Consider the following 15417-nt stretch of genomic DNA (forward strand, 5'->3'; position numbering starts at 1 on the left):
CTTTCTTTACGGGAGACTATCGGCTGAAATGTACAGTGCATCCCTGTAGAGCATTGTCGGAAGAAGCTATTAATTGCCTAGACTATGAGCCGATCGCTTTATCGCCAATTGCAGTATTACCACCGGGTTGTCTACGGGTAAAATGTTCGTCTAAAAAACGGAGTCAGTCTGGAATCAGTTCATCTGCAGGCACGCTCTCTTCTTGATTTTCTAGCGCATTGATTTCTAGTAGATTGGGGGGCTGAAAGTTCGGTCGCACGATTAAGCTGACGCTAATTGCCCAAGCCAATGTCAGCATCCATCCTGCCAAAATATCGCTGGGATAGTGAACGCCCAGATAGAGTCGAGTCCAGCCGATCGCCGTCACAAATAAGCTGCCCAGACCGATCGCCAATCCGCGCCAGCGAGTTTTCCACGCTAGCACAGTCAAAGCTACTACCAGCACCATGCTTGACATGGCGTGACCGCTAGGAAAAGAAAAACCATGGATCGAAGAATGCTCCCATAGGCTAGGGCGATCGCGGTGCAAAAATGCCTTAGCGCTCGTGTTGATCATGCCACATCCTATAGTGGTGATCAAAACATAGGTGAGCGATCGCCAGCGTCGATAAAACAGTAGAGACAAAGCAATTAACCCAACAGCCGGAAATACTCCCCATGCTGTGCCAAAGTTGGTCAAGACTTTGGCGAAGGCATCTAGCTGAGGGCTAGCCATCCCATGCACCCCGTTCAGAATTGCGATGTCCCACTGAAGTCCGCCCTGGTGTCTCCAGATTACTAGCGCCAAGATGAGGAAAGCCTGTAAAGGAATCAGAACACCCAATAGCGCTACAGTGACTGACTGCCAATGGCGACTCATCCATTGCTTGAGAAACTGATTAAAAGAATGAGGGCGTGAAAAACTGCCGTTAGCCATGCCACCTCAGATTAATAAGAAATTCTTCAATGATTATTCTACTGGTATGGCAACCGCCAAGGCGGTTAGGACGGAGACATTTTGGGTGGGGCGCGAAGCGCCCCACCCAAAATGTCCCAAGCAAACTGGCGATAGCTGTATAGCGCTACTTGCTTAGATCCAATGAGTTATTTTTTGAGGGTCGCGCAGCTCTCAAAAAATAACTCAATGACGTAATGCCATATTTGCTCTGAGAGGATGCCTTGGGTCTTTTAGGTAACTAGCCTGGTCAGAACAGCTATCTATTCTGACTAATCTATTCTGGCTAGCAGGGTAAAAGGCTGTGATTTGAGTCTGTGGTTGCGGTGTTTAGCGGTACCGTTTTACGGCTTTAGGTAGAGGATACAGCCTTTATTTCTCTGCTACTTTGCGTATGGAAATGCCTGTGATTGTAGAAAAACATCTATGGGCAATTTTCAACGGCGTTGCTATGACACTTGCTTGAGTAAACTGAACATGAAAGGGTTGAACAAACCTATTAATTCCTGAGCCGCTGTTAATTCCCGAACTGCTTTTAACCCCTAAGCTACAACAGTCTAAAACTCCATGCAACACGATCGTCTTTCAAGTGGAATCCTAGGACTAGATGAAGTGCTAGAGGGTGGGCTAATTCCTCAACAAGCTTACTTGGTGAGAGGAGGGCCTGGAGTCGGCAAAACTACGCTGGGTCTAGCGTTTTTGATAGCTGGTGCAGCGCTGGATGAGCCAACACTTTTTATCTCTCTAGGAGAATCTGAAGCCCAGCTGCGGTCAAATGCCAGTCGCTTAGGATTTGATACTAAAGGCGTTTCCTTTCTCGACCTTAGCCCTAGCTCTAGCTTTTTTACAGAAGTGGAAACTTACGATATCTTCTCTCCATCTGAAGTTGAGAGAGCGCCGACCACAGAGCGAATTGTGGAATGTGTGCAGCAGATCCAGCCGCGTCGGGTCTTCATTGATGCCATGACACAGTTTCGCTATCTATCGAGTGATGTATTCCAGTTTCGTAAGCAGGTTCTGTCTTTTTTACGGTTTTTGCTAGAGCAGGGAGCTACAGTTCTGTTTGCTTCTGAAAGCAATGTCGCTAATCCAGATGACGATCTGCAGTTTATGAGCGACGGCGTGATTGAGCTTTGCCAAGATGAAGGCGATCGCAGCGTTAGCATCACCAAATTTCGCGGTTCGTCCTTTCGAGCAGGTTCACACACCCTACGGCTGCTAAAGACAGGTATGGAAGTGTTTCCTCGACTGCGCCCTGAGCAATATGAACAGAATTTTGCAATGGAGGTTATTTCGTCTGGTATCCCAGAGCTAGATCGGTTGCTGCATGGCGGCATTGAGCGCGGAACCATCACGGTTCTGACTGGCCCTACGGGAGTCGGCAAAACCTCTCTAGGTCTGCAATTTATGAAAGCTGCCGCAGAGCGTGGAGAGCGATCGGTACTCTACACGTTTGAGGAGCAGGTGGGCACTCTACTGCACAGAGCCGAGGCAATTAGCACTCCCGTACGGCAGATGATTGAATCGGGCACCCTATCAATTGTGCCAATCGAGCCAATGGATCTTAGCCCGGATGAGTTTGCTAGCAGAGTGCGAGAGGAAGTAGACCAGCATCATGTTCGAGTCGTGATGATTGACAGCACTGCGGGTTATCAGCTATCAGTGCGAGGGACAGCGCTCATCACCCATCTGCATTCTCTCTGTAAGTATCTTCAGAATGTTGGCGTAACGGTCATCTTGGTGAATGAGACTGAAAGCATTACGGGAGACTTTCGCGTTACCGAAATTGGCATTAGCTATCTCGCCGACAACATTTTGTTTCTGCGCTATCTGGAGATGCAGGGTGAAATGCGTAAGGCGATCGGGGTGCTTAAGAAAAGGCTCTCTGATTTTGAACGGACGCTGAGAGAGCTAGACATTACCTCAGAGGGGATAAAAATAGGTCAACCCCTAGCGCATCTACGCGGACTGCTGAGTGGAATCCCAGAATGGGCAGACAAACGTCACCTCTTGTAATGCCTGATGTGTAAGGTCTGAAGCCCTGATGCCCAAAGCTCCTCCAAAAATCCTGATCCTCGATCGCAACCGTCACAACCTAACTTTGATGACGCAGTTTTTAGAGAAGCAGGGTTATCAGACTTTGCCCGTAATCTCTCTAGAGGAGGTTGCCCGCACCCTAATCCCCTCGAATACAATTAACCTGGCACTTATAGACATTACTGGGTTTGATTCCAGCGTTTGGACGGTATGCCAGCAGCTTCGTGAGCAGGGAATTCCTTTTTTAGTGGTTTCACCACGCCACCATTCTGCCATTCAGCAAGCAAGCATTGCCTCTGGAGCAATGGGGTTGCTAGGAAAGCCTCTAGCCATGCGGGAATTTGCACAGCTCATTCGGGATTTGCTGAAAGGATCAGAATGAATCGGATTTTACTGCTTCTGGAACACCGCGAGAACCGCCGTCTTTTATCGGAATGGCTTCAGCCTCGCTATCAGGTGATTGAGTTAGAACCAGACGCAGATGGCATTGATGAGTCGCTGTTGTCGCAGTCTTTCGACCTATGCATTATTGGGCCTAGAACTTTAGATCAGCTCTGGCAGGCAGTACAAGTCCGACGCTCTGCCGAGCAGCCTGTTTTGCTGCCGTTTCTGCTGAGTACCAGTCGGCAAGGCGTAAAGTATGGAACGCGGTATTTGTGGAAAAGCATTGATGAACTGATTACTCAGCCGATTGAAAAGCTTGAATTGCAGGCAAGGGTTGAGATCCTGCTACGATCGCGCCAGCTTTCGCTACAGCTTCAAGCTTCCAAACAGATCACAGCAGAGCAGATTAAGGCTCGACAGCAGGCTGAAGTGAAACGAGATCGGGCTATCTCAGCTCAACGCTACAGCGATGAGCAGTTCCTCCAGATGGCTGAGATTATTCCTAGCGTGTTCTGGCTGTTTGATCTGCAAACTCAGCAAATGATTTATCTGAGTCCTGCCTATCAAGAGATTTGGGGACGTTCTCGTGAAGAGCTGTACGACGATTTTAGTATCTGGATTGAGACAGTGCATCCTGACGATCGCCCACAGATGCGCACTGCACCCGAACGCTGTATCGCAAATGGTCGGAATGATGAAGAGTATCGGATTATTCAACCTGATGGTGCGGTGCGCTGGATACGCGATCGCGGCTTTAGTTTGTATGACGCCCAGGGGCAGCCTTGTCGATTGGCGGGCGTTGCTGAAGACATTACCGATCGCAAATATACCGAGCTGGCTCTGCAAGAAAGTGAGCAGCGCTATCGAGATCTAGCGGAAGCCATGCCCCAAATTGTAGGGCTAATGCAGCCTACAGGGGAGATTACCTATCTCAATCAGCAGTGGTATCGCTACACGGGGCTAAGTGAAGCCGAGTCGCTGGGGTTTGGCTGCTTTGTTGCCGTGCATCCAGACGATCGGGAGCGGATTGTGCAAAGTTGGCAACTGGCAGTGGCAGCTGGACAACAAGCTGAGGTGGAGTATCGGTTACGCCGTCGAGACGGGATGTATCGCTGGTTTGTGAGTCGAGCGGTGCCGCGCCATGATCGATCGGGTCAAATTGCCAGCTGGATTGGTACCGTCACCGATATTGACGATCAGAAGCGGGGACAAGAAGCGGCTGAACGCGCCAATCGCGTCAAAGATGAGTTTCTAGCGGTGCTGTCCCATGAGCTGCGTACGCCCATGAATCCCATTCTGGGCTGGGCAACATTGTTGCAACGCGGCAAGCTAGATGCCGCAAAAACGACTCAAGCGCTGGCGACGATCGAGCGTAATGCCAAACTTCAGGTGCAGCTGATTGACGATCTGCTGGACATTTCCCGAATTTTGCGCGGTATGCTTACTCTAACGATGCTGCCCGTTGATTTATCGGCTGTGGTCATGAGCGCGATCGATACCGTGCGTCTTGCCATCGATGCCAAAGCCATTCGGCTTAATCTACGGCTTAGCCCAGAGGTGGGGTATGTATTGGGTGATACGACTCGGTTGCAGCAGGTCGTCTGGAATCTCATCACAAATGCCGTCAAATTCACGCCCGCTGACGGAGAGATTTCTATTGAGCTAATCCAAGTCGAAAACCAGGCTCAGATTCAAGTCAGAGACAGCGGTAAGGGCATCCAACCCGACTTTTTGCCCCATGTGTTTGAGCATTTTCGTCAGGAGGATGGCGCAACGACCCGCAAATTTGGCGGCTTAGGATTAGGTTTGGCGATCGTTCGTCAAATAGTTGAGATGCATGGTGGCATGGTGAGGGTAGAGAGTCCCGGCAAAGATCAAGGCGCAACTTTTACCGTTTGTCTGCCGCTGATGTCTTCAAAAACCGCGCCGCAAGCATTAGAGCGATCGCCCCAATGTACGGGCGATCTGAGCGACATAAAAATTTTAGTTGTGGATGATGATCCTGACTCGCGGGAGTTCATTGCTTTTGCGTTAGAGCAAGCAGGCGCAACCGTCACGGTGGTCGGCTCTGGCAGCGAAGCACTTCAGTCCCTAATCCAATCTCCTCCTGATCTCTTGATCAGCGATATTGGTATGCCTGAAATGGATGGCTACGCGCTGATGCAGCAGATCCGAAGTCTGACGAGTCCTCAAGGAAAAATTCCGGCGATTGCGCTAACGGCTTACGCCGGGGAAGCTGATGAGCAGAGAGCCTACCAGGTGGGTTTTCAAAAGCATATGGCAAAGCCGATCGATCCGGTCGCTGGCGTTGCAGCTGTCTCTGAGCTAATACGGAGCCTAGCGTAGGTCAAGCCTTGCTTAGGGCTTTTCAGTTCATTACGGTTCGCGTAAGCCCGAATCTTCCCATCACCCGCTAAAATTCTTAAGGATGGGACAGCTTATTCACTGAGATAAATTATTCCTGTGAATAAGCTATCCCAGCATCAGGTTTTCCTAATTATCTTGAGTTTTTATGTCTGTTCGCGTTCGCATTGCTCCTAGCCCCACCGGAAAGCTTCACATTGGCACGGCGAGAACTGCCATCTTTAACTGGCTATTTGCCCGTCATCACCAGGGTACTTTTGTGTTGCGGATTGAGGATACCGATCTGGAGCGATCGCGCCCTGAATACACCGAAAACATCATGGAGGGCTTGACCTGGCTGGGTCTGACTTGGGACGAAGGGCCAGTTTATCAGACGCAGCGCATGGATTTGTATCGCCAGAAGATCCAGGAGCTATTGGATAAAGGGCTGGTGTATCGCGCCTATGACACGCCCGAAGAGCTGGATGCCATGCGTGAAGCCCAGAAGGCAAATAATGAGGCTCCGCGCTACGACAATCGCCATCGTCACCTTACGCCTGAGCAACGCGCCGCTTTTGAAGCCGAAGGACGCAAGCCCGTGATTCGCTTCAGGATCGAGGACGATCGCGAAATTTCCTGGACTGACTTGGTGCGCGGTACCGTCACCTGGAAGGGGCGAGACTTGGGCGGCGATATGGTGATTGCCCGTGCAGCAGAAGGCGATATCGGTCAGCCGCTCTATAACTTTGTGGTTGTGGTGGATGACATTGATATGCAGATTAGCCACATCATTCGCGGCGAAGACCACATTGGCAACACCCCCAAGCAGATTTTGCTGTATGAGGCGTTGGGTGCAGCTTTACCCTTGTTTGGACACACGCCGCTGATTCTCAACACAGCAGGGGCAAAGCTCTCTAAGCGGGATGGTGTTACCTCCATCTCGGATTTCCAGAAGATGGGCTACACGCCAGAGGCGATCGCCAACTACATGACGCTGCTAGGCTGGTCGCCGCCGGAAGGCATGGCTGAGATCTTTTCGATCGAAGAAGCAGCCGCAAATTTCGGCTTTGAACGGGTGAACAAAGCAGGAGCCAAGTTTGACTGGGACAAGCTCAACTGGCTCAACAGTCAGTATCTCCACGCCATGCCGATCGATCGCCTGACGGATCTGCTCATTCCCTACTGGGAGGCAGCAGGCTGTGAGGTGAGCGATCGCCCTTGGCTAGAGCAGCTTACGGCCTTGCTGGCTCCAAGCCTAGTGCGGCTAGAGGATGCGGTCGCCATGAGCCGATATCTTTTTGTGGCAGATGTAGGCTTCACGGAGGAGGCAACGACTCAGCTCCAGCAAGAAAAGGTCGCCACGGCGCTGGGAGGCATTATTGAGGCGCTAGAAACCGTTTCGCTGACGGAAACCAACGTTCAGGATGTGATTCAGGCAGGCGTGAAGGCGGCAGGCGTGAAAAAAGGCGTCGTGATGCGATCGCTGCGGGCGGCTCTCACGGGCGATATGCATGGGCCTGATCTGGTGCAGTCCTGGCTGTTGCTCAATCAGCACAAGATGGATTTGCCTCGCCTGAAGCAGGCTTTAGCGGTCAGTCAAGGGAGTCATGGCAACCCCCAAGGCGGTTAGGACGGGAACATTTATGGTGGGGCGCGAAGCGCCCCACCATAAATGTCCTAGGCAAACTGGCGACAGCCATAAGCATAAATCTTGGAACAGTTCACTTCTAAACTCGGTCACTTGCTCTAACAGATTGCACAGTTCGTGCAGCGTTCGCAAAATCAGCTATTCATACACCCCATGCAACTTCCAGGGCTGAACTTAGGTATCAGAATCTCTCAAGCGATTGTTTTAGGAACGGGTTTGGTGACGGGACTGTGGGCTGGGTTGCCCGCGATCGCTCAAAGTCCCACCACCATCTTTGAAAACGTCACTCTTAGCCCCAGCTTTACCCCCGATCCGACGACGGTGCGCGGCATTAGTGGGGGCGAAGCGGCGGCTAGTCAGGTTGCAGAACGGGCAGACACAGTTACAGGTCCTTGCAATGGCTTCATTGACGCTCAGCCCGATCACACGATCGTCCTGACGCAATATTTCAACTACCTCAGTTTGCAAGTCCAAAGCCCAGAAGATACCACCCTGGTAATTCGCGGCCCCGGAGGAGTCTGGTGCAATGACGACTACTCCGGAAAAAATCCGGGCATTGCGGGCAAGTGGCTTTCGGGCACCTACCAAGTTTGGATTGGCTCCTATGACAGCCAAAAATATCATCCCTACGTGATGCGCATCACGGAACTCCAGCAGCCCTAGAAATCTTCGAGTAGCGGCCCCAGGCGATCGAGTAAAGGATCAATTTCTTGAGGGACTTGCTCGACTTCTGGAGCCGTTGGGTTGTCTAAATGCGCACGAGACGAGTAACTGGCATCAGCCGCGATCGCCTCCGGGATCTCCAGTCGCGCCAACCGATCGGTAAGGTGGCGCACCTGCTGCTCCAAAAATTCCTTGCGCTCTAGTGTGTCTAGGCGATCGCCCAGTTCCCGCATCTGCTGCTCTAGTTTGCGCAGGGCATAGCGCTGGCGTGCCTCCTCTTTGCCCTCCAGTCGTGCCATTTGCACTTGCAGATCTAGCACCTGCTGCTGAAGGGCAGCCACAGACTGCGGCAGTTCTGGAGGATTGAACCTCTCTGAAGAATTAAGAAAAAGCTGGAGCGATCGCTTGCACAAGTCGCTGAAGCTAAGCGACTGCGCCTCCAGGGTCTGAGTCACTGCCCGCAGCAAAGCCTGATCGGCTTCAGCCTGAGCAAAGTTAACGACATAGCCCGACTTATCTGCAATAGACCGCTCTGAACTCGATCGGTCTGGACTAGCTCTTTCTTTGCGATCGCTCATCACCCCATTCCCTACTCCCTACTTCCTACTCCTCACTCTTTATTCTCCACGCTCCTTATCCCTTTGCTGCCGCCAGCTTACTCGCCATCGCCACCAGCTGCGCCTCGCCATAAATATACTGCCCCAGCGCATTTGCCTGACGAGAGGGTTTTGCCAAATGTCCTTTGAGTCGGGCTTCCCGCAACAGCGGACGGAAATCGTTCCAGAAGAACTCACCGCCACCGCCGCTAACAATTACATCGGTCACCCGTTCGGGCAGCCAGGTGATGAGGCGATCGCTCAGTTCGCGGGCAAAGCTTTTGCGCAAGCTAGGCAGAATGTCATCTAGATTCGTCGGCTTGGTTTCGCCTCTCGGACGGTAGAACCGTTCGCCTTCAGGACGGTGAACCACTTCAATCAGCGAGAGAGACTGGCTGTCAGCTCCCTGAATTTGGGCAGCAACTTGCTCATAAAACTGGCTCATGGCGAAGGGTTCGCTCTTCGATGCGCCCCTAGCAAACCGAAAGCGATCGACCATCAAAAAATCTGTAGTTTGGTGCCCAATATCGACGATCGCCACCGAGAGGCTAGGAAAATCGGGGCTAGCGGCTTTTTTGTCCTGTGCTTCGCACCAGATGAGGCTGCCAAATCCCTCCGGCATCACCCAGACATTCTGGATATCCACGGCAACAAAATCGCCGCGATAGCTCATGACATGGGGCGATCGCACCAGACTAATCACCTGCTCTTTCTCGCGGTCAAACTGCTCTTGCGAGTAGTAGGGCAGCCCTACGACCACCGAAATTTCTCCCTTCAGCCCAAAATAGCCGACGCAGGCCAGCACCTTGACCAGAGCATCCTCCACTTTGGATTGCCCTACGCCGAGGTTTGCGCCAAAGTCAGCGGCAAGTTGACCGATCGCAAAGCCTCGCCCCTGAAACTCCAGCCAAATATCCATCAGTGGGTCGGTGGGCTGCGACTCAAAGCCGCCGCGCCGCACCTGCTCAACGGTGAGATGCGCCACGTTCGCCGGAATGAGCACTACTTTTTCGGGTTCACGGCTGGCGCTTGCCTTGGTGGAGGTGCGACCTAAGTCAACGCTGAGGACGGTCATTGAAGCAGTGACGGGAAGAGTAGCAGGGGGTTTGCTGACCATGACTTTGTGTAGCCTCTTTGTTTATGAACAGGTGAGCAGGAAATAGTCTGAATAAAAATAGCTTTGTCTATAAACATCTGCCGATATAGCAACCGCCAAGGGGGTTAAGGCGGGGACATTTTTGGAAAAACGTCCCAAGCAAGCTAGCGATAGCCTTATCATCCCATGGGCTTAATATCAGGCTCAACGGATCAGACCTGATTGTGACAAATCCTGCTCAATCCACCTGTGTTTTACCACACGATCGCTAAAAATAGTACAAATGTTCGCTAATATTCACTGGGTGATGGGCTAAACCGGGCATTGCCTGAGCCGATCGCTCTCCGATCACGCTTAGAATTCAGCAACGTGGGTTAGTTTAATTGCTCGAAGTTTCAAAATTAGGTTAAATTTAGTTAAGATTCGTTCTCAGTTTAGTCAGAATCTTCCACCTACAGATCTGTTTTTGACGGGTTAGTTTTGCGGAAAATGGCTGATTCTGAGACATTTTTAACTTAAGCACGTTTAATTCAACAGTTTTTAAGTTTTACGGTTCTAAGCTTTGCTACTTTATTTGGTTTTAAGGGCGGATTGATCTATGAAGCTTTCCTGGAAAGTTGTTCTTCTCTGGACATTACCATTTTTGGTTATTGGCTTCTTTGTATGGCAGGGTGCGTTCTCCAGCTCACCTGTTAACATGGGCAGCAATACCGCTAACACCCGCATGACCTACGGGCGTTTTCTAGACTATTTGGATCAGGGGCGGATCGTCAGCGTTGATCTATTCGAGGGTGGACGCACGGCGATCGTGGAAGCGAAAGATCCAGAGCTAGATAATCGGGTACAGCGGCTTCGGGTCGATCTTCCTGGCAATTCGCCTGAGCTAGTCACTCGGCTGCGTAAGGACAACATCAGCTTTGATGTGCACCCTCCTCGCAGCGATGGTGCCATCTGGGGTCTGCTGGGCAATCTCATCTTCCCGGTTCTGCTGATTGGCGGTTTGTTTTTCCTGTTTCGGCGGTCTAACAACGTGCCAGGTGGGCCAGGTCAGGCGATGAACTTTGGCAAGTCTAAAGCTCGGTTCATGATGGAAGCCAAGACAGGCGTAATGTTCGACGACGTGGCTGGCGTTGAAGAAGCAAAGGAAGACCTTCAAGAAGTCGTAACTTTCTTGAAGAAGCCAGAGCGCTTCACGGCAGTGGGTGCAAAGATCCCCAAGGGCGTTTTGCTGGTTGGTCCTCCAGGAACGGGTAAAACTCTGCTGGCAAAGGCGATCGCTGGCGAAGCAGGCGTGCCCTTCTTCAGCATCTCTGGGTCTGAGTTTGTGGAAATGTTTGTGGGTGTCGGCGCATCCCGCGTCCGCGACCTGTTTAAGAAAGCAAAAGAGAACGCGCCCTGCATCATCTTTATCGATGAAATTGACGCAGTGGGTCGGCAGCGCGGCGCGGGTATCGGCGGCGGTAACGACGAGCGGGAGCAAACCCTCAACCAGCTCCTGACGGAAATGGACGGCTTCGAGGGCAATACGGGCATCATTATCATTGCGGCAACCAACCGTCCTGACGTGCTGGATTCGGCGCTGCTTCGTCCCGGTCGGTTCGATCGCCAGGTACAGGTAGATGCACCCGATCTCAAAGGTCGCCTAGAGGTCTTACAGGTTCACGCTCGCGACAAAAAGCTGGCTCCTGACATTTCTTTGGAAACGATCGCTCGACGGACACCGGGCTTCACGGGTGCTGACCTAGCAAACCTGCTGAACGAGGCGGCTATCCTTACGGCACGTCGCCGCAAAGATGCCACCACGATGGCAGAAATTGACGATGCAGTCGATCGCGTGGTTGCCGGGATGGAGGGTACTCCGCTGGTGGACAGCAAGAGTAAGCGCCTGATTGCCTACCACGAAATTGGTCATGCGATCGTCGGGACGCTGATCAAGGAGCATGATCCGGTGCAGAAAGTCACTCTGATCCCCAGAGGGCAAGCGCAGGGCTTAACTTGGTTTACTCCTGCCGAAGACCAGGGATTGATTTCTCGATCGCAGCTGATGGCGCGGATCGCTGGGGCGCTGGGCGGACGAGCGGCTGAGCAAGAAATCTTTGGCGATGCTGAAGTGACTACAGGCGCTGGGGGAGACTTGCAGCAGGTGTCTGGCATGGCACGCCAAATGGTGACACGCTTCGGCATGTCTGATTTGGGGCCGCTGTCGCTAGAAAGCCAGCAGGGTGAGGTCTTCTTGGGTCGAGACTGGACAACTCGATCGGAATACTCTGAAGAGATTTCAGCCCGGATTGATGCTCAAGTGCGATCGATCGTCGAACGCTGCTACGACATCTCCTGCAAAATCGTTCGTGAGAACCGGACAGTAATCGATCGTCTGGTGGATCTGCTGATTGAGAAAGAGACAATTGACGGTGACGAGTTCCGTCAAATTGTTGCCGAGTACACGGTAGTTCCTGAGAAGGAAGAGGTTATGCCGAGGCTGTAGACTGAAAAGCTGAAGGGCTGAAACTTAGAAGCTGAGCAGGTATCTGCTCAGCTTTTTGATGTTTGAGTGTTTATGAATCAGTTCAAGATTGGTACGGCTGTAGTTTGCTTAGGGCATTTAGGGTGGGACGCTTCGCACCTTACCCTAAGTGTCCCCGTTTTAACCGCCTTGGCGGTTGCTATTCTGTCACACTTGGTTTTAACTGCGTCAACTACTAGATGCCGCATTGTTTGGGGCGGGCAGAAGATAAATGAAGCCTGAGATTAACGTCAAGGCGACAGAAATCCAGAAGGCGATGAGTGCAACATATTCAAATGAGGTCAAAGGTGCGATCAGAAGGGCGATCGCCGCAATTTGGCTGACGGTTTTGAGCTTGCCCCAAATATTGGCTCCAGAAATCTGAGTCTGGTTGACTCGCCATCCCGCGATCGTTAGCTCTCGTGCCAAAATCAGAAATACGCCCCAGGCAGGTATTTGTCTTAGCTCAATCAGACAGAGCAATGGCGCAAATACCAGCAGTTTATCCACCAGCGGATCGAGGAATTTGCCCAAGTCTGTCACCTGGTTGAGCCGCCGCGCCAGATAGCCGTCGAGCCAGTCTGTTCCCGCAGAAATCAGGAAAATTGCTAGGGCAATCCAGCGGGAGCGATCGCTAGGCTGGTAGAGCAGATATAGCAGCAGCGGTACGCCAAACAAACGTGAAACCGTAATCCAAGTAGGCAGATTTAGGGTGGGGAGATTCATTGTTCTGCCTCGGTTTGAATGGTCAACACCTGCGGCGGTGTGGCATCGGGGGGATAGAGAAAATTGAACTCGACTAAACGACGGCTGCTAGGCGGCATAGTCAGCGTCACGAGCGGTTCGCCCTGCTGTCCGCGTCGCTGCACCAGATGAAAATAGCGCGTTTGGGGAAGACCGCGATCGTCGTTATAGCGAAATCGAACCGTGCCGCGAAAAAATGTCTGACTGGATTGACCAGCCGAATCAAAGAAACGTAGCCCTTCTGATCGATCTTCCTTGATGGGAGTTTGTACGGTCAGCGTCACGATTTGGGTCTGAGTTGTAGGGTTGTAAAGCGGCAAGGTCAGATCATATTCAATGCCGTAGTTGCCGTGGGCTTCGTAAGCAGTATCAGGATAGCGCACTAGAATAGGAGCCGTTTGGCTTTGCCTTGAGCCTAACCTGCCCCGTGCCAGAGTGCTAAGCCCGTAGGAAAAAGCGGCTCCAGCAGCGGGAATGCTAAGTTCTGTGCTGGTGGAACTGTCGGTAACTTGCGCCTGCCAGCGATCGCCCCGCGCCACTCCAGCCACTCGACCATAGACGATCTGATTGGTGGGCAGCGTGTTATCTCTCAGGGAGGGCGGACGATCGCGTGCCCCTGCCAATTCGCCGTTTTCCAGGAGCGATCGCCATTCTTCTAGATCGGGCGGACGATCGCTGCCGTCTGCATTGCGGCGTGCCAAGAGCGCCAAGCTGGCAACATACACTCTGCCATCGCTTCGCAGCCGCATCAGCGTCGAGCGACCGTTTAGCGGCGGTTCTAGAGTGGCAACCGGAATCGGCAGGTTCATCACCATGCGGTACTCTTGGGGCGGAATCACAATTTGGGGCAGAAAGGAATCTTGCCGTCTGCCGCGCAAAATATCGCTCATGGCGCGGCTCCCTGGCCCCGCATATACGTCGCCCTGTAAATTGTCCAACACTGAAGGGAGCTGAATGAAGGGCGCATCAGGCTGACTGAGGTAGCTGGCGGCTTGCAGCGTTTCTAACGTGACGGGGCGATCGCTCGGATTGTAGACAATAATGCCCAAATAGAGGCTGCTCAAATTATCTGGGGCTAGGGCGCGAAAGGCATGATGGGCAAAAATATCGAACTCGCCATCAAACAGAAAGTTGAGATGAGCCGCAGGATGCTGCTTATTCTGGGGCGGAAACGTGGACAGCAAAATGCCTTCCGTTTGCACTAGCTCCGGGCTATTGCTGTTAAACACAGGCACTCGATTAAGCTGTCCTGGCAAAGGACGCACGACCTGCATCTGCACAATTTCTGGGGGCTGGGGCAGAGAGGGGGGCAGGGCTTGTGCTAGGGGAAAGATTAACATTATCGATTTTAGATTTTATAGCAACCGCCAAGGCGGTTAGGACGGGGGCATTTAGGGGCGCTCGCCCTACTCTAAATGTCCTAAGCAAACGGGCGACAGCCGTAGGAGATTTGTTATGTGTGAGTTTTGCAGAATCCTCTGTCGCGTTTATTGTTTAGGTTAGGGTCAGATGGGGGCTGATGAACTGTGGACAAAACCTGCAATGGCAGTATTCTAAGGCTTTACGATCGCCCTCTTGCCTCAAAATATAGAATCCTGGGTAGCCTACGCTAGATGCCCCTAGTTCCTTCTATCCAAAATCCAAAATCTAAAACCGCTATGCTCAACTCCCTTGATTCCTTTACAACTCTAGATGTCTTGGCACCCTGGGCTTTTGCGATTGGACTCAACGCAATTTTGGTAGCGATCGCCTGGGTTGTGCCCAAAAAGCTGTTGACTCCTGCCGGACTGATTCACGCGGGTGTTCTGGGGATTATTCTTTGGGGGACGTTAGGCTGGCGGGGCTATGTCGTCATGATGGTTTACTTTTTGGCGGGTTCTGCCGTGACGCGGATTGGCATGAAGCAGAAAGAAGCAGCCGGAATTGCCGAGAAACGATCGGGGGCTAGAGGGCCTGAAAACGTCTGGGGATCGGCTTTCATCGCTACGCTTTGTGCCTTGGGAGCCTACGGACTGGCTGCCGCGCCTCTTCCCTGGTCAGCGCAGGTGATTTTTCTCCTGCTCTTGGGCTATGTGGCTAGCATCAGCACCAAGCTTTCAGACACCTGCGCTAGCGAAGTGGGCAAAGCCTACGGCAAGCACACTTTTTTGATTACTACGCTGAAGCCCGTCGATCGCGGCACTGAAGGAGCCGTCAGCCTGGAAGGGACGCTGGCGGGCATTGTGGGTTCGGCAACACTGGCGATCGTCGGCTGGCTGGTGGGACTCATCACCCCGATCGATATTCTGTGGTGCATGATTGCGGCTTTCATTGCTACCAATCTAGAAAGCGTCATCGGTGCAACTCTGCAATCTAAGTTTGACTGGCTGACTAATGAAGTGGTGAACATCGTAAACACGCTGATGGGGGCGATCGCTGCCGTCTTGCTGGTGCTGTCTTTTCAGGCTTTGACTTGATCTCACCTCGCTA

General features: G+C 52.3%; 12 protein-coding genes. 7 read left to right on the top strand and 5 right to left on the bottom strand.

Annotated elements, in window-relative coordinates:
- Positions 1-163 precede the first annotated feature (163 nt).
- Positions 164-916, bottom strand: coding sequence for a phosphatase PAP2 family protein (locus tag AC5JMP_RS11740; RefSeq protein ID WP_495851645.1), 753 nt, complete (start codon positions 914-916; stop codon positions 164-166).
- 585 nt (positions 917-1501) lie between these two features.
- On the opposite strand from AC5JMP_RS11740, the gene AC5JMP_RS11745 reads away from it, so the two are divergent.
- From AC5JMP_RS11745 to AC5JMP_RS11765, 5 genes are all read left to right on the top strand, one after another.
- Positions 1502-2950, top strand: a complete 1449-nt coding sequence (locus tag AC5JMP_RS11745; RefSeq protein WP_495851646.1) for an ATPase domain-containing protein — start codon at positions 1502-1504, stop codon at positions 2948-2950.
- A 28-nt stretch (positions 2951-2978) separates the two neighbouring features.
- On the top strand, positions 2979-3353 hold the full coding sequence (locus tag AC5JMP_RS11750; protein WP_495851647.1) for a response regulator: 375 nt from the start codon (positions 2979-2981) through the stop codon (positions 3351-3353).
- Complete coding sequence (locus tag AC5JMP_RS11755) at positions 3350-5701, top strand: hybrid sensor histidine kinase/response regulator (RefSeq protein ID WP_495851648.1); 2352 nt, start codon at positions 3350-3352, stop codon at positions 5699-5701. The genes AC5JMP_RS11750 and AC5JMP_RS11755 overlap by 4 nt, the downstream gene beginning before the upstream one ends.
- Before the next feature lie 166 nt (positions 5702-5867).
- Positions 5868-7328, top strand: a complete 1461-nt coding sequence (gene gltX, locus AC5JMP_RS11760) for a glutamate--tRNA ligase (protein ID WP_495851649.1) — start codon at positions 5868-5870, stop codon at positions 7326-7328.
- A gap of 171 nt (positions 7329-7499) precedes the next feature.
- Entirely contained in the window at positions 7500-8009 is a 510-nt protein-coding gene (locus tag AC5JMP_RS11765; protein WP_495851650.1) for a hypothetical protein, read from the top strand.
- On the opposite strand, the gene AC5JMP_RS11770 is transcribed toward AC5JMP_RS11765, so the two are convergent.
- A complete protein-coding gene (locus AC5JMP_RS11770) occupies positions 8006-8587 on the bottom strand; it encodes a hypothetical protein (RefSeq protein ID WP_495851651.1) in 582 nt (193 codons plus the stop codon). The two genes, AC5JMP_RS11765 and AC5JMP_RS11770, sit on opposite strands and share 4 nt — an antisense overlap.
- Before the next feature lie 55 nt (positions 8588-8642).
- A complete protein-coding gene (gene fcmB / locus AC5JMP_RS11775; RefSeq protein ID WP_495851652.1) occupies positions 8643-9722 on the bottom strand; it encodes a filament morphology actin-like protein FcmB in 1080 nt (359 codons plus the stop codon).
- Between the two features lie 577 nt (positions 9723-10299).
- On the opposite strand from fcmB, the gene ftsH2 reads away from it, so the two are divergent.
- The gene (ftsH2, locus tag AC5JMP_RS11780; protein ID WP_495851653.1) at positions 10300-12186 is read left to right on the top strand and encodes an ATP-dependent zinc metalloprotease FtsH2; all 1887 of its coding nucleotides are present in this window, start codon (positions 10300-10302) and stop codon (positions 12184-12186) included.
- A 207-nt stretch (positions 12187-12393) separates the two neighbouring features.
- On the opposite strand, the gene pgsA is transcribed toward ftsH2, so the two are convergent.
- Together pgsA and AC5JMP_RS11790 are read right to left on the bottom strand one after the other, a co-directional pair.
- Complete coding sequence (pgsA, locus tag AC5JMP_RS11785) at positions 12394-12930, bottom strand: CDP-diacylglycerol--glycerol-3-phosphate 3-phosphatidyltransferase (protein WP_495851654.1); 537 nt, start codon at positions 12928-12930, stop codon at positions 12394-12396.
- The gene (locus AC5JMP_RS11790) at positions 12927-14288 is read right to left on the bottom strand and encodes a DUF3370 domain-containing protein (RefSeq protein WP_495851655.1); all 1362 of its coding nucleotides are present in this window, start codon (positions 14286-14288) and stop codon (positions 12927-12929) included. The genes pgsA and AC5JMP_RS11790 overlap by 4 nt, the downstream gene beginning before the upstream one ends.
- Before the next feature lie 318 nt (positions 14289-14606).
- On the opposite strand from AC5JMP_RS11790, the gene AC5JMP_RS11795 reads away from it, so the two are divergent.
- Positions 14607-15404 carry a TIGR00297 family protein gene (locus AC5JMP_RS11795; RefSeq protein ID WP_495851656.1) on the top strand — a complete coding sequence of 266 codons (798 nt, stop codon included), beginning with the start codon at positions 14607-14609 and terminating at the stop codon, positions 15402-15404.
- The last annotated feature ends 13 nt before the right edge of the window (positions 15405-15417 follow it).

The sequence above is a fragment of the Drouetiella sp. genome, assembly GCF_059504425.1.

What these genes read in the sequence shown, in the direction of transcription:
- AC5JMP_RS11790 (WP_495851655.1), bottom strand. Translation starts at nt 14,288, where the DNA reads ATGTTAATCTTTCCCCTAGCACAAGCCCTGCCCCCCTCTCTGCCCCAG.
- AC5JMP_RS11740 (WP_495851645.1), bottom strand. Translation starts at nt 916, where the DNA reads ATGGCTAACGGCAGTTTTTCACGCCCTCATTCTTTTAATCAGTTTCTC.
- AC5JMP_RS11755 (WP_495851648.1), top strand. Translation starts at nt 3,350, where the DNA reads ATGAATCGGATTTTACTGCTTCTGGAACACCGCGAGAACCGCCGTCTT.
- AC5JMP_RS11795 (WP_495851656.1), top strand. Translation starts at nt 14,607, where the DNA reads ATGCTCAACTCCCTTGATTCCTTTACAACTCTAGATGTCTTGGCACCC.
- gltX (WP_495851649.1), top strand. Translation starts at nt 5,868, where the DNA reads ATGTCTGTTCGCGTTCGCATTGCTCCTAGCCCCACCGGAAAGCTTCAC.
- AC5JMP_RS11770 (WP_495851651.1), bottom strand. Translation starts at nt 8,587, where the DNA reads ATGAGCGATCGCAAAGAAAGAGCTAGTCCAGACCGATCGAGTTCAGAG.
- AC5JMP_RS11745 (WP_495851646.1), top strand. Translation starts at nt 1,502, where the DNA reads ATGCAACACGATCGTCTTTCAAGTGGAATCCTAGGACTAGATGAAGTG.
- pgsA (WP_495851654.1), bottom strand. Translation starts at nt 12,930, where the DNA reads ATGAATCTCCCCACCCTAAATCTGCCTACTTGGATTACGGTTTCACGT.
- ftsH2 (WP_495851653.1), top strand. Translation starts at nt 10,300, where the DNA reads ATGAAGCTTTCCTGGAAAGTTGTTCTTCTCTGGACATTACCATTTTTG.
- AC5JMP_RS11765 (WP_495851650.1), top strand. Translation starts at nt 7,500, where the DNA reads ATGCAACTTCCAGGGCTGAACTTAGGTATCAGAATCTCTCAAGCGATT.
- fcmB (WP_495851652.1), bottom strand. Translation starts at nt 9,722, where the DNA reads ATGGTCAGCAAACCCCCTGCTACTCTTCCCGTCACTGCTTCAATGACC.
- AC5JMP_RS11750 (WP_495851647.1), top strand. Translation starts at nt 2,979, where the DNA reads ATGCCCAAAGCTCCTCCAAAAATCCTGATCCTCGATCGCAACCGTCAC.